Below are 14,491 nucleotides of genomic sequence, written 5' to 3'. Positions count from 1 at the left end.
GTGAGGGGAAGGTGCGTGTCCCGCGGGCGCGATCCTGGGATCGTTGACGGCCGTACGGAACAAGACGTGCGAATCGGACCATCGGCGTGGACCGGTACGGATCATTCCTTCGCGGACCCTCGCGTCGGGCCGATCCGAAGATGTGCCAGAGTTGCCACGTCCGGCCCGTGAGCACGTAGCGTACGGCCGTAGCGCGGCGGACTGCCGGGACGGACCTGGAAGGGGCAGCTGGGTTGAGCACGTACGTACCGCAGGCGGCGGCAGCCGTGACGCTGCCTGCCTCGCTGGACGAGGCGGTGGCGGCACTCACCGCCATGCCCGCCGCCGTGCCCGTCGCGGGCGGCACGGACCTCATGGCAGCCGTGAACGCGGGTCTGTTGAGGCCCGCGGGCCTCGTGGGCCTGGGCCGCATCAGCGAGATCCGCGGCTGGCACTACCAGGACGGACACGCGCTGCTCGGCGCGGGACTGACGCACGCACGGATGGGGCGGCCGGACTTCGCGGCGCTCATCCCCGCGCTCGCGGCGGCCGCACGGGCCGCGGGCCCGCCCCAGATCCGTAACGCGGGAACGCTCGGCGGGAACATCGTCACCGCCGCACCGACCGGCGACGCGCTGCCCGTACTGGCCGCGCTGGAAGCCACCTTGGTGATCGCGGGGCCCGGCGGAGCGCGCCGCGAGACTCCGGTCTCGCATCTGCTCGCGGGCCGGGACATGCTGGAACCCGCCGAGTTGGTGGGTTTTGTACGGGTTCCGCTGCTGCACGCCCCGCAGGTCTTCCTGAAGGCGACGGGGCGGACCGGACCGGGCCGCGCCACCGCCTCGGTCGCCCTGGTCCTCGACCCGGCGCGACGCGGCGTGCGGTGCGCGGTCGGCGCCATCGCCCCGATGCCGCTGCGGCCGCTGGAGGCCGAGCAGTGGATCGCCTCGGTGATCGACTGGACCGCGATGAGAACGGAGCGGCCGGCGCTCGCACCGGAGGCGCTGCACGCCTTCGGGGAGTACGTCGCGGCCGCCTGCATCCCGGACCAGGTCCCGGCCGACGGCGAGGAACAGGCGCCACCGCTGTCCCCGGCCGTCACTCATCTGCGGCGGACCGTCGCCGCACTGGCCCGTCGAGCACTGGGGAGGGCGCTGGCATGACCACGAACGACGAGAACGCCAACAACGGGCACAGTAACGGGCACGGCGGCTGGCAGCCGGTCCCGCAGGGCGGCGAGTACGACTCCGAGGCGACGGCCTTCGTCCAGCTGCCCGCGTATTCGGAGTACGCCGGAGACACGGACTGGGCGGGCCCCGCGGGCTCGCCGCTCGCGGCTCCCGGGCACGGTTACGTACCGCCGATGATCCTGCCGCTGACCCCCGCGGCCGGTACGGACCCGGCGGCGACCGGCTCCTGGTCGGTGCCCGTGACGGCGTCGGCACAGCAGTGGCCCGAGCCGGAGCCGGCTTCCGCCCCGGTGCAGGACCACGGGACCACGGGGCAGTGGACGTTCAGCGAGCCAGGGCCCGAGCCCGAACCGCAGCGCGAGCCGCAGCACGAAACTCAGCCCGAACCGCAGGCTCCGCCCGTCGCCAGTGACTTCACGGGGCAGTGGACGATCCCGGTCGCCGAGGGTGAAGTCCCCGAGGACTCCGGCGAGTTCACGATGTCGACGCTCCGCGGACCGGCCACCCTGCCGGGCGGTGCGGCCGCACCCTGGGCGGTGCGGGACATGCCCGCCGGGGACTTCGACCCGAGGCCCGATCCGGCGGCGCAGGGCACCCCGCCCGGGGGCACGCCCGTCACGGACTTCACGACGCACCAGGCCCCGGCGACCCTGCCGGGCGGCGCCGCTGCCCCCTGGGCGGTGGCGGGCGACGGGACCCCGGCGCAGGGAACGCCCGTACCCGACGAGGCGTTCGCGCCCGCCGAGACCGAGGCCGAGCCCGAGCCCGAGGAGCCCGGCGCGGCGGCCGAGTTCGTACCGGAGCAGGCACAGGACCCGGAGCAGGCACAGGAGCCCGAGCAGGCGCAGGAGCCCGAGCAGGACACGGCGTACGACAGCGCCGACGACGCCGAGGTTCCCACCCCCGACTCCGAGCCCGCGCTCCCCGCCCTCCACAGCGAGCACACCCCCGCCTCCTACGTCCTGCGCGTCAACGGCGCCGACCGGCCCGTCACCGACGCCTGGATCGGCGAATCGCTGCTCTACGTCCTGCGCGAGCGCCTCGGCCTCGCCGGGGCCAAGGACGGCTGCTCGCAGGGCGAGTGCGGGGCCTGCAACGTCCAGGTCGACGGGCGGCTCGTCGCCTCCTGCCTGGTGCCCGCGGCCACCGCCGCCGGATCCGAGGTCCGTACGGTCGAAGGGCTCGCCACCGACGGCGAACCCTCCGACGTCCAGCGCGCCCTCGCCCAGTGCGGGGCCGTCCAGTGCGGCTTCTGCATCCCCGGCATGGCCATGACCGTCCACGACCTCCTCGAGGGCAACCACGCCCCCACCGAGCTCGAAACCCGCCAGGCGCTCTGCGGCAACCTCTGCCGCTGCTCCGGCTACCGGGGCGTCCTGGACGCCGTGGCCGAAGTCGTCGCCGGGCGTGAGGCGGCCGCCGGCGCGAGCGCCGAGGAAGCCCGGATCCCGCACCAGGCACCCCCGGGCGCGGGCAGCGTCCAGCAGCAACCGCACCTGCATGACGGAGGCATGGCGTGAGCAACGACGCGGCCACCGCGACGGCCACCGAGCCGGGCGCCACCGAGCAGGAGCCGCCCGCCCACGGGCTCGGCGCGTCGCTCCCGTCCGCCGACTCGCGCGCCAAGGCCGAGGGCACGTTCCCGTACGCCTCCGACCTGTGGGCCGAGGGCCTGCTCTGGGCGTCGATCCTGCGCTCTCCGCACGCCCACGCCCGGATCACCGCGATCGACACCTCGGCCGCCGCCGCCATGCCGGGCGTGCGGGCCGTCGTCACGCACGCCGACATCCCCGGCGACACGGCGCACGGCCGCACCGTCGCCGACCGCCCCGTCTTCGCCTCCGACCTCGTACGCCACCACGGCGAGCCGATCGCCGCCGTCGCCGCCGACCACCCCGACACCGCGCGCCTCGCGGTGGCGGCCATCGCGGTCGAGTACGAGGTCCTGGAGCCGGTCACCGACCCGGAGAAGGCCTTCGCCGCCGAGCCGCTGCACCCCGACGGCAATCTGATCCGGCACATCCCGCTGCGCTACGGCGACCCGGACGTCACCGGCGACGTCGTCGTCGAGGGGCTCTACCGCATCGGCCGCCAGGACACCGCCCCCATCGGCGCCGAGGCCGGTCTCGCCGTGCCCCGCCCCGACGGCGGCGTCGAGCTCTACACCGCGTCCACCGACCCGCACACCGACCGCGATCTGGCCGCCGCCTGCTTCGGCCTGGAGCCGGACCGGGTGAAGGTCGTCGTCACCGGGGTGCCGGGCGCGACCGGCGACCGCGAGGACAGCGGCTTCCAACTCCCGCTGGGACTCCTGGCGTTGAAGACCGGCTGCCCGGTCAAGCTCGCCGCGACCCGCGAGGAGTCCTTCCTCGGCCACGCCCACCGCCACCCGACGATCCTGCGCTACCGCCACCACGCGGACGCCGAGGGCCGCCTGGTCAAGGTCGAGGCGCAGATCCTCCTCGACGCGGGCGCGTACGCCGACGCCTCGTCCGAGTCGCTCGCCGCCGCTGTCTCCTTCGCCTGCGGGCCTTACGTCGTGCCGCACGCCTTTATCGAGGGCTGGGCGGTACGCACCAACAACCCGCCGTCCGGTCACGTCAGGGGCGAGGGCGCCCTGCAGGTGTGTGCCGCGTACGAGGGTCAGATGGACAAGCTCGCCGCCAAGCTGTCCATCGACCCGGCCGAGCTGCGCCTGCGCAACGTCCTCGCCACCGGCGACCTGCTGCCCACGGGACAGACCGTCACCTGCCCGGCCCCCGTGGCCGAACTGCTGCGCGCCGTACGGGACTTCCCGCTGCCCGAGCTGCCCATGGACACCCCCGAGGACGAGTGGCTGCTGCCCGGAGGCCCCGAGGGCGCGGGCGAGCCCGGTGCCGTACGCCGTGGAGTCGGCTATGGCGTCGGCATGGTCCACATGCTCGGCGCCGAGGGCCAGGACGAGGTCTCCACCGCCACCGTGAAGGTGCACGACGGGATCGCGACCGTGATCTGCGCGGCGGTCGAGACCGGTCAGGGCTTCACCACGCTCGCCCGGCAGATCGTCCAGGAGACCCTCGGCATCGAAGAGGTGCACGTCGCCTCCGTCGACACCGATCAGCCGCCGGCCGGGCCCGCGACGCACGGGCGCCACACTTGGGTCTCGGGCGGCGCGGTCGAGCGGGCCGCCAAGATGGTGCGCACCCAGCTTCTCCAGCCCCTGGCGCACAAGTTCGGGATGTCGACGGAGCTGCTGCAGATCGCCGACGGCAAGATCACGAGTTACGACGGTGTGCTCTCGACCACCGTCACCGAAGCGCTGGACGGCAAGGAGCTCTGGGCCACCGCCCAGTGCCGGCCCCACCCGACCGAGCCGCTCGATGAGAACGGCCAGGGCGACGCCTTCGTGGGTCTCGCCTTCTGTGCGATCCGCGCGGTCGTGGACGTGGACATCGAGCTCGGTTCCGTACGGGTGGTGGAGATGGCCGTCGCCCAGGACGTGGGCCGGATCCTCAACCCCCGTCAGCTGGCGGCCCGTATCGAGGCCGGAGTGACCCTCGGCGTCGGCGCGGCGCTCACCGAGAACCTGCGCACCACGCGCGGAGTCGTCCGCCACCCCGACCTCACGGGCTACGCCCTGCCGACCGCACTGGACGCCCCGGACATCCGCATCGTGAAGCTGGTCGAGGAGCGCGACGTGGTCGCCCCCTTCGGCGCGAAGCCGGTGAGCGCGGCCCCCGTGGTGGCCTCTCCGGCGGCGGTCGCGTCGGCCGTACGGGCAGCCACCGGGCGCCCGGTCAGCAGACTGCCGATCCGGCCGCAGGCGGCCGTGGTGACGACGGCTCCATGAGTGGTGACAGTGAACTCGTGGCGGCGGCAACGGAGTTGGCGGCCACGGGCTGCCGCGGTGAGAACCACACGATGGCCGCGGCGGTGCGCACGTCGGACGGCCGGATCGTCACCGGCCTGAACGTCTACCACTTCACCGGCGGCCCCTGCGCCGAGCTGGTCGCCATCGGGGCGGCCGCCGCCCAGGGCGCGTACGACCTGACGGCGATCGTCGCGGTCGGCGATGGAGGCCGGGGGATCGTGCCGCCGTGCGGCCGCTGCCGCCAGGTCCTGCTCGACTACTTCCCGGAGATCCGGGTGCTCCTCGGGGGCGGTCGCGGCGGCGGGGACGGTGAGCACGTACGGGCGGTCCCTGTCCGGGATTTGCTGCCCGAGTCATACGTTTGGGCAGATCACCAGCTCTGAGCGGATGGCCGCGCCGGGCCACGGGTAGTGCTGACCGCGTTCAGTGACCTCGTGGGAAAGGCCGGACCGCAGTGGCGAAGAGTTTTGTCATGCCGGAGTTCTATCTGCCTCACCCGGCACGGCTCAATCCCCACCTCGAAGAGGCGAGGGCCCACACGAAGCAGTGGGCGCGGGACATGGGGATGCTGGAGGGCTCGGGGGTCTGGGAGGAGAAGGACCTCGACTCCCACGACTACGCACTGCTGTGCTCGTGGGCCCATCCGGACTGCACCGCCGAGGAGTTGGCGACGGTCACCGACTGGTACGTCTGGGTCTTCTTCTTCGACGACCACTTCCTGAAGCTCTTCAAGTACACGCACGACCGCGAGGGCGGCAAGGCCTATCTGGACCGGCTCCCGGCGTTCATGCCCATGGACCTGTCCGCGGGCTTCCCCGAGCCGCAGAACCCCGTCGAGGCGGGTCTGGCGGACCTCTGGGCCCGCACCGTCCCGTCCATGTCGCTCGACTGGCGGGCGCGGTTCGCGGAGTCCACCGAGCACCTCCTCAACGAATCCCTGTGGGAGCTCTCCAACATCAACGCGGGCCGCATCTCGAACCCCGTCGAGTACATCGAGATGCGCCGCAAGGTGGGCGGCGCGCCCTGGTCGGCGGGCCTGGTCGAGTACGTCACCGCCGAGATCCCCGCCCCCATCGCCGCCTCTCGCCCCCTGCGGGTCCTCAAGGACGCCTTCTCGGACGGCGTGCACCTGCGCAACGACCTGTTCTCGTACGACCGCGAGATCCATGACGAGGGTGAACTCTCCAACGGTGTCCTGGTGTTGGAGACCTTTCTGGGCTGTACGACGCAGGAGGCGGCGGACGCGGTCAACGACCTGATCACCTCGCGCCTGCAGCAGTTCGAGCACACCGCCCTCACCGAACTGGCCCCGGAATTCGTGGAGAAGGGCGTCGATCCGCAGGGTGTCGCGGACACGCTGCTCTACGTGAAGGGCCTGCAGGACTGGCAGTCGGGCGGCCACGAGTGGCACGCCGCCTCGGGACGCTACCCGGAGGGCCGGGCCGACCGGGGCTTCGAGGTCGGTGCACTGTCGGGCCCCGGCACCTCGGCCGCGGACATCAGGGCGCTGATCGGGGCGAGCGGTCTGGGCCGCCTCCGCTCCCACGCCCATGTCCCCTTCCAGCGGACCGGCCCGTCCCGACTCCTCGATTTCGACGTGCCGTTCCCGCTCTCGATGAGCCCGCACCTCGAAGGGGCTCGGGCCGCGACGGTCGCCTGGGCGCACCGGATGGGGATGCTCGACGGCATCTGGGACGAGCACAAGCTCATCGGCTACGACTTCCCGCTCTGCTCGGCGGGCATCGACCCGGACGCGACCCCCGAGGAGCTGGAGCTGTCGTCCGAGTGGCTGACGTGGGGGACGTACGCCGACGACTTCTACCCGCTCGTCCTCGGCCAGTCCCGCAGCCTCCTGGCGGCCAAGCTCTCCAAGGACCGCCTGGCGGCCCTGATGGTGATCGAGGGCGAGTCGCCCATCGTCCCCATGGACCCGATGGAGCGCGGCCTGGCCGACCTGTGGGCGCGTACGGCGGGCCCGCTGGACGCCGAAGGGAGGCGGTACTTCCGGGGCGCCGTCGACACGATGCTCGACAGCTGGCTCTGGGAGCTCGCCAACCAGGCGGAGCACCGGGTCCCCGACCCGGTCGACTACATCGAGATGCGCCGCGCCACCTTCGGTTCGGACCTCACGATGGCGCTGGCCCGCCTGCGCCGCGGCAATGTCATCCCGGCCGCGCTCTACAACAGCGGCCCGATGCGCTCACTGGAGGGCGCCGCCGCCGACTATGCGGCGCTGCTCAACGACGTCTTCTCGTACCAGAAGGAGATCGAGTTCGAGGGCGAGGTGCACAACGCCCTGCTGGTGGTGCAGACGTTCTTCGGCTGCGACTACGAGGCGGCGCTCGCGGTGGTCGACGACCTGATGCGGGAGCGGATGCGGCAGTTCCAGCACGTCGCCGAACATGAACTCCCTCTCCTGTACGACGACTTCGACCTCGATGCCGAGGGGCGCAAGGCCCTCGCCGACCATGTGCGCGAGCTGGAGGACTGGATCGTGGCGATCCTGAACTGGCACCGGGGCACGCGCCGTTACGGCGAGGCGGAGCTGCTGGCCGACCGTCCGGGCATCCGGCCGCTGCCGTCGGCGCCGACGGGCATCGGGACCTCGGCGGCGAGGGTCTTCGCCGGCGGGTGAGGAGGGCTCGCGGGTCAGTCGGTCACGGGCTCGCGCAGCTTCCGTCCCGGCAGCAGGAACAGCGCTGCCCAGATGGAGGCCCGTACGACCGCCGCCGCGGCGATCACCGTCCCGTATCCGTCCAGCCGCAGGCCCGCGTCCAGCTGGTCGGCCAACTGCCGTATCAGCAGCCAGATCAGCACGTCCTCGATGAATCCGCCGATGGCCAGGCCCGCCAGTACCGGAAGCGGTGCGGCGGGCCTCTCGGACGTCGGGGCGATCAGGACGATCTTGGTCAGGATGCCGAAGACGATGATGGCCAGCACGGCCGAGAGGAACACGTCGCTGCCCGCTCCGACGGTCACTCCCGGCAGCAGCCCCACGACGAGCCACACGCCGATGAACACGCCGAGCCCACGCCGCCCTTGATCTGTCATGGACGCGATGATCGCAGATGGCGGGGCAGTTGTGGAGGGTCTGTGAAGGGGTGCTTATCTGTCCTATACGACCTAATTGCGCATTTATTCCTATAGTGGGTGCCGTCGTACCTGACCTACCGCATCCCGAAGAGGAGCAAGTCCGCATGAGCAATCTGTTCGTCGTCGCCTACAACGACCTCGCCACCGCCAACCAGGTGCGCGACAAGCTCTTCGCCATGAACCGCGAACACCTCGTCGAGCTGGAGGACGCGGTCGTCGTCGAGCGCCGCGAGTCCGACGGCAAGATCAAGCTGCACCAGACGGTGAACCACACGACCGCGGGCGCCGCGGGCGGTGCGCTGTGGGGCGGCGTCATCGGCCTGCTCTTCCTCGTCCCGTTCCTCGGCGCGGCCGTGGGTGCGGCGGCGGGCGCGGCGGGCGGGGCCGTCACCGACACCGGGGTGAACGACGACTTCATGAAGGAGGTCAGCGAGAACCTGCGCCCGGGTGCGGCTGCCCTCTTCGTGCTGGTGAAGACGGCCGCACGCGACAAGGTGATCCCCGAACTGGCGCAGTTCGGCGGCCAGTTGGTGCAGACGTCGCTCTCCACGGAGGACGAGGAGCACGTGAGGGAGATGGCCAAGGCGGCACAGGCGGCGGCTCAGGCGTAGCCCGTAGGCCCGTACGTCCGTACGCCCGTACGCAGAGAAGTGGCCGCCTCCGCACCATGGAGGCAGCCACTTCGCCGTGAGTTCTGGATCGAGGCCGTGACGGGAATCGAACCCGTGTGCTTCGCTTTGCAGGCGAATCCCTCAACCACTCGGGCACACGGCCAGGTGCACTCGAACGACTCGACCATAGGCAGACGGTGTCCGGGGGCTCAAGGGTGCGGGCGGTGCTGCAACGGGACTGCCATACGCCGTTCATGGTCGTAGGACCAAAGGACGGGTCGAGGCCCTCCTCGCGACAGGGTTCAAGGGCGGCTTAGCCCCTTACTCTGAGCCCATGACCGTCCTGGAACCACGCGACGCCGAGGTCGCGACCGCCGAGATACCCGTGCAGCCCCTCGCTCAGGAGACCGGGATCCTCGGCAGGACCCACCGCGCGCTCTCGATCGGCATCATCACCGTCGTCCTGCTGATCGCCTTCGAGGCGACGGCCGTCGGCACGGCGATGCCCGTCGCGGCGCGCGAACTGGACGGTGTCTCGCTCTACGCCTTCGCGTTCTCCGCGTACTTCACGACGTCCCTCTTCTCCATGGTCCTCTCCGGCCAGTGGGCCGACCGGCGCGGCCCGCTCGCGCCGCTGGCCGCCGGGATCGCCGCCTTCGGGGCCGGGCTGCTGCTCTCCGGCACGGCGTCGACGATGTGGCTGTTCATTGCGGGCCGCGCGGTGCAGGGCCTCGGCGGCGGCCTGGTGATCGTCGCTCTGTACGTCGTCGTGAGCCGCGCCTACTCCGAGCGGCTGCGCCCGGCGATCATGGCGGGGTTCGCGGCGAGCTGGGTGGTGCCCTCGGTGGTAGGCCCGCTGGTCTCCGGGGCGGTGACCGAACACCTGGGCTGGCGCTGGGTGTTCATCGGCATCCCGGTCCTGGTCGTCTTCCCCCTCGCCCTCGCCCTGCCCGCGATCCGCCGCATGGCGGCGGGCCCGGCGGACCCGACCGCCCCGGTCCCGCCCTTCGACCGCCGCCGCATCAGGCTCGCGCTCGCGGTCTCACTGGGCGCGGCGCTCCTCCAGTACGCGGGGGAGGACCTTCGCTGGCTCTCCCTGATCCCGGCGGCGGCCGGCGCCGCTTTCCTGGTCCCCGCGGTCCTGGGCCTGCTCCCGCGAGGCACCTACCGCGCGGCGCGGGGCCTGCCCTCCGTCGTACTCCTGCGCGGGATCGCGGCGGGCTCCTTCATCGCGGCGGAGGCCTTCGTGCCGCTGATGCTGGTCACCCAGAGGGGCCTCTCCCCGACGATGGCGGGCCTCTCGCTGGCCGTCGGCGGCGGGACGTGGGCGCTGGGCTCCTGGGTGCAGTCCCGGCCGCGCCTGGAGCCGTACCGTCAGAGCCTGCTGGTCTTCGGCATGTTGTGCGTGGTGGTGGCCATCGCGCTGGCTCCCAGCGTGCTGATCGAGTCGGTGCCGGTGTGGATCGTTGCGGTGGCCTGGGCGATCGGCTGCTTCGGCATGGGCATGGTGATCGCCTCGACGAGCGTGCTCCTGCTGAAGCTCTCGGCGCCGGAGGAGGCGGGCGAGAACTCCGCCGCCCTCCAGATCTCCGACGGCCTGTCGAACGTGATCCTGCTCGCGGTGGGCGGAGCGATGTTCGCGGCGCTGGGCGGGGGAGCGGTGGGGGCGCTCCACGACGCGTCGTCGGCATCGCACCCGGGCGCGTTCGCGGCGGTGTTCCTGCCGATGGCGGGGGTGGCGGTGGTGGGGATGTGGGTGGCGACGCGGCTCAGGGAGCGGGGCGCGGCGGGCTAGCGCCTGCGGCGCCGTTCCCCTACCCGCCCCTTCCCGGCTGTGACATTTGCGGCTTCGCCGCGTGGGGGGCTACGCCCCAGACCCCCCGGGCCCCGGTGTGCGACCCTCCAGCGATTGAGGAGCGGGGGTCCGGGGGCGGAGCCCCCGAAAGCGGGGGCGGGGGTGCGGCCCCGCCCGTGGCGGAGCCGCGCAATGTCGCAGCGGGAAGGGGCGGGGTGGGGGGAGGTCTCGGTTGTGACCTGGGTCGCACCGTGCAAGGTCACGGCGATGCCCGGGGCGTCCTCCGTCCGGGCCCCGGTAGGGTGGCCCGGTTGTCGTACGGGCGGCCCGCCTGAAACACCCGCCCCGCCCAGACCGCGCGCACCGAAACGGAGACCGTGACTACTACCGCCTCCCACCACCTCTCACCCGCCTTCCCCGGCCGCGCCCCCTGGGGCACGGCCAGCAAGCTGCGTGCCTGGCAGGAGGGTGCCCTGGAGCGGTACCTCCAGGAGCAGCCCAAGGACTTCCTCGCCGTGGCGACGCCCGGCGCCGGGAAGACCACCTTCGCGCTGACCCTCGCCTCGTGGCTGCTGCACCACCACGTCGTGCAGCAGATCACCGTGGTCGCGCCGACCGAGCACCTGAAGAAGCAATGGGCCGAGGCGGCCGCCCGCATAGGGATCAAGCTCGACCCGGACTACAGCGCGGGCCCGCTGAGCAAGGAGTACCACGGGGTCGCCGTGACGTACGCCGGTGTCGGCGTGCGCCCCATGCTGCACCGCAACCGCTGCGAGCAGCGCAAGACCCTCGTCATCCTCGACGAGATCCACCACGCCGGTGACTCCAAGTCCTGGGGCGAGGCCTGCCAGGAGGCGTTCGACCCGGCCACCCGCCGCCTCGCGCTCACCGGCACACCCTTCCGCTCGGACACCAACCCGATCCCCTTCGTCGCGTACGAAGAGGGCAACGACGGCATCCGGCGCTCCTCCGCCGACTACACCTACGGCTACGGCAACGCCCTCGCCGACGGCGTCGTCCGCCCCGTCATCTTCCTCTCGTACAGCGGCAACATGCGCTGGCGCACCAAGGCCGGCGACGAGATCGCCGCCCGCCTCGGCGAGCCGATGACCAAGGACGCCATCAGCCAGGCCTGGCGCACCGCGCTCTCGCCCACCGGCGACTGGATCCCCAATGTCCTGAAGGCCGCCGACACCCGCCTCACCGAGGTCCGCAAGGGCATCCCGGACGCGGGCGGGCTCGTCATCGCCACCGATCAGGAATCCGCCCGCGAGTACGCGAAGATCCTGAAGCGGGTCACCGGCGAGAAGGTCACCGTCGTCCTCTCCGACGAGCGGGCCGCCTCGAAGAAGATCGACCGGTTCACCGAGGACGGCTCGCGCTGGATGGTCGCCGTCCGCATGGTGTCGGAGGGCGTGGACGTTCCGCGTCTCGCGGTCGGCGTGTACGCCACCACCATTTCCACCCCGCTGTTCTTCGCCCAGGCGGTCGGCCGTTTCGTCCGCTCCCGCCGCCGCGGCGAGACCGCGTCCGTCTTCGTCCCCACCATCCCGATGCTCCTCGACTTCGCCAACGAGATGGAGGTCGAGCGCGACCACGTGCTCGACAAGGGCAAGAAGGGCAACGACGAGGAGAACCCCTTCTCGGAGGAGGACAAGCTCCTCGCCGACGCCGAGAAGCTGGAGGACGAGGAGACCGAGGAACAACTCCCCTTCGAGGCCCTCGAGTCGGATGCCGTCTTCGACCGAGTGCTGTACGACGGCGCCGAGTTCGGCATGCAGGCCCACCCCGGCAGCGAGGAGGAGCAGGACTACCTCGGCATCCCCGGCCTCCTGGAACCCGACCAGGTCCAACTCCTCCTCCAGAAGCGCCAGACGCGCCAGATCGCGCACAGCCGCCAGAAGCCGGCGAACGAGGCCGACCTCCTGGAGAAGCCGGCCGAGGCGCGCCCCGTCGTCACCCACAAGCAGCTCCTCGAACTGCGCAAGCAGCTCAACACGATGGTCTCGGCCTACACCCACCAGACCGGCAAACCGCACGGCGTCATCCATACGGAACTGCGCAAGGCCTGCGGCGGTCCGCCCAGCGCGGAGGCGACCGCGCACCAGATCCAGACGCGGATCACCAAGGTCCAGGAGTGGGCCACGCGAATGCGCTGACCTGGCCACGCACTGATCAAAAAGGGGCGGCATCCCGGGGCAATCGGGATGCCGTTCCCTCATAACTGCCCGGATTCTGGACGGAGTCTTCCGCTGAGCGGACCAGCTCGCTAATGTCCCCGAAACGCACACGCCCCGTGGCAGCGCCGCCCCGGAGCGCAGCCGGTGCCATGGCCTGCCGGCGGCTCTGCGCGCATCGCCGATGGGACCGGTGGTGCGACACACCGCAGATTCACCGCCGCGACTCACCCCTAAGGAGTGGGCGTCGTGACCGCGGAGACCTCTCAGACGCTCGACCGTGGACTTCGTGTCCTCAAACTGCTCGCCGACACCGATCACGGCCTGACCGTCACCGAGTTGTCCAACAAACTCGGCGTCAACCGCACCGTGGTCTACCGACTGCTCGCCACCCTCGAACAGCACGCGCTCGTACGCCGCGACCTCGGAGGCCGCGCCCGCGTGGGCCTGGGCGTGCTGCGCCTGGGCCGTCAGGTGCACCCTCTCGTACGGGAAGCCGCGCTGCCCGCGCTGCGCTCCCTCGCCGAGGACATCGGCGCCACCGCCCACCTCACCCTCGTCGACGGCACGGACGCGCTGGCCGTCGCGGTCGTCGAGCCCACCTGGACCGACTACCACGTCGCCTACCGGGCCGGCTTCCGCCACCCGCTGGACCGCGGAGCCGCGGGCAGGGCGATACTGACCGCCCGCGCCGGGGGCCTGGCGGACGGCCCCGGCTACACGCTCACCCACGGCGAGCTGGAGGCAGGCGCCTCCGGAGCCGCCGCCCCGCTGGTCGGGGTGACGGGCCTGGAGGGCAGCGTCGGCGTGGTGATGCTCGCGGAGGCGGTGCCCGAGCGGGTCGGCCCGAGGGTGGTGGAGGCGGCGAAGGAGGTCGCGGACGCGCTGAGGTAGGCCGAGATCAAGCCCATGCCAGGGGTGTGCGCGATCTGTGCCCCGGGGGTTCCGGGGTCGGAGCCCCCGGGGCGCGGGCCCCGCCCGACCCCGCCCGATAGATTGACCCCGTGCTCACCCGCCTCACGCGCCCCCGCGCCCTCGCGCTATGTGCCCTCCCCGTCCTCGCCCTCTTCGGCGCGGCCGCCTTCGCGCCCCTGCCGTTCTCCGTCGCGCAGCCCGGCCAGACCACCGACGTGCTCGGCGAGGACAGAGGCAAACCGGTGATCACCATCAGTGGTGCCCCCACCCGCACCACCACCGGCGAGCTCCGCATGGTGACGATCCTGGCGACGGGCCCGGAGGCAGACGTCCGCCTGTCCGACGTCGTCGACAGCTGGTTCCGTACGGACCGGGCCGTGATGCCCCGCGACTCCGTCTACCCGGCGGGCGACAACAGCGAAGAAGCGAACAAGCACAACCTCGCCGAGATGAAGGAGTCCCAGGACGCCGCCACCGCGGCCGCCCTGAGCTTCGTAGGCGACAGCGCGAGCAAGGCCAAGGTCACCCTGAACCTGGCCGACGTCGGCGGCCCCAGCGCCGGCCTCCTCTTCACCCTCGGCATCATCGACAAGCTCGACGGCGACGGCGCGGGCGGCGACCTCACCGGTGGCAAGTCCATCGCGGGTACGGGCACGATCACCGACTCCGGCGAGGTCGGCGCGGTGGGCGGGGTGGCCCTGAAGACGCAGGCCGCCGCCCGGGACGGCGCGCACGTCTTCCTCGTACCGAAGGCCGAGTGCGCGGACGCCACGTCCGAACTCCCCGCCGGGATGCGGCTGATCCCGGTCTCCACGCTCAAGGACGCGGTCGCCTCGCTGACCGCGCTGGAGAAGGGCAGCGGCAAGATCCCCAGCTGCTGA

At 72.0% G+C, this 14,491-nt stretch carries 11 protein-coding genes and 1 tRNA gene; 10 read left to right on the top strand and 2 right to left on the bottom strand.

The window, feature by feature from the left end:
* The first annotated feature begins 233 nt into the window (after positions 1-233).
* The 5 genes from AB0H78_RS10170 to AB0H78_RS10150 all read left to right on the top strand — a co-directional run bounded on the left by AB0H78_RS10170 (position 234) and on the right by AB0H78_RS10150 (position 7,654).
* Positions 234-1,142, top strand: coding sequence for an FAD binding domain-containing protein (locus AB0H78_RS10170; protein WP_363233814.1), 909 nt, complete (start codon positions 234-236; stop codon positions 1,140-1,142).
* A complete protein-coding gene (locus AB0H78_RS10165; RefSeq protein WP_363233813.1) occupies positions 1,139-2,689 on the top strand; it encodes a 2Fe-2S iron-sulfur cluster-binding protein in 1,551 nt (516 codons plus the stop codon). Before AB0H78_RS10170 ends, AB0H78_RS10165 begins: the two co-directional genes overlap by 4 nt.
* Positions 2,686-4,998, top strand: a complete 2,313-nt coding sequence (locus AB0H78_RS10160; RefSeq protein ID WP_363233812.1) for a xanthine dehydrogenase family protein molybdopterin-binding subunit — start codon at positions 2,686-2,688, stop codon at positions 4,996-4,998. Before AB0H78_RS10165 ends, AB0H78_RS10160 begins: the two co-directional genes overlap by 4 nt.
* On the top strand, positions 4,995-5,402 hold the full coding sequence (locus tag AB0H78_RS10155; RefSeq protein WP_363233811.1) for a cytidine deaminase: 408 nt from the start codon (positions 4,995-4,997) through the stop codon (positions 5,400-5,402). The genes AB0H78_RS10160 and AB0H78_RS10155 overlap by 4 nt, the downstream gene beginning before the upstream one ends.
* An 89-nt stretch (positions 5,403-5,491) precedes the next feature.
* Positions 5,492-7,654, top strand: coding sequence for a germacradienol/geosmin synthase (locus tag AB0H78_RS10150; protein WP_363233810.1), 2,163 nt, complete (start codon positions 5,492-5,494; stop codon positions 7,652-7,654).
* 14 nt (positions 7,655-7,668) lie between these two features.
* Here AB0H78_RS10150 and AB0H78_RS10145 read toward each other — a convergent pair whose 3' ends face one another.
* Positions 7,669-8,070 carry a hypothetical protein gene (locus AB0H78_RS10145; RefSeq protein WP_363233809.1) on the bottom strand — a complete coding sequence of 134 codons (402 nt, stop codon included), beginning with the start codon at positions 8,068-8,070 and terminating at the stop codon, positions 7,669-7,671.
* Positions 8,071-8,216: 146 nt separating this feature from the next.
* Here AB0H78_RS10145 and AB0H78_RS10140 point away from each other — a divergent pair, with 146 nt between their 5' ends.
* On the top strand, positions 8,217-8,723 hold the full coding sequence (locus AB0H78_RS10140) for a DUF1269 domain-containing protein (RefSeq protein WP_363233808.1): 507 nt from the start codon (positions 8,217-8,219) through the stop codon (positions 8,721-8,723).
* Between the two features lie 91 nt (positions 8,724-8,814).
* Here the strand turns inward: AB0H78_RS10140 and AB0H78_RS10135 are convergent.
* Positions 8,815-8,886: transfer RNA gene (locus AB0H78_RS10135), tRNA-Cys, on the bottom strand.
* A 171-nt stretch (positions 8,887-9,057) separates the two neighbouring features.
* Here AB0H78_RS10135 and AB0H78_RS10130 point away from each other — a divergent pair.
* From AB0H78_RS10130 to AB0H78_RS10115, 4 genes are all read left to right on the top strand, one after another.
* A complete protein-coding gene (locus AB0H78_RS10130; RefSeq protein WP_363233807.1) occupies positions 9,058-10,518 on the top strand; it encodes an MFS transporter in 1,461 nt (486 codons plus the stop codon).
* Between the two features lie 377 nt (positions 10,519-10,895).
* On the top strand, positions 10,896-12,677 hold the full coding sequence (locus tag AB0H78_RS10125) for a DEAD/DEAH box helicase (RefSeq protein ID WP_363233806.1): 1,782 nt from the start codon (positions 10,896-10,898) through the stop codon (positions 12,675-12,677).
* Between the two features lie 267 nt (positions 12,678-12,944).
* Complete coding sequence (locus tag AB0H78_RS10120) at positions 12,945-13,589, top strand: helix-turn-helix domain-containing protein (RefSeq protein ID WP_363233805.1); 645 nt, start codon at positions 12,945-12,947, stop codon at positions 13,587-13,589.
* A 110-nt stretch (positions 13,590-13,699) separates the two neighbouring features.
* Entirely contained in the window at positions 13,700-14,491 is a 792-nt protein-coding gene (locus tag AB0H78_RS10115; protein ID WP_363233804.1) for a S16 family serine protease, read from the top strand.

Source organism: Streptomyces sp. NPDC050738 (genome assembly GCF_040654175.1).
Lineage (GTDB): Bacteria > Actinomycetota > Actinomycetes > Streptomycetales > Streptomycetaceae > Streptomyces.
Note: the sequence above shows the minus strand (reverse complement) of the source record. Positions and strands in the feature narration are given on the sequence as shown.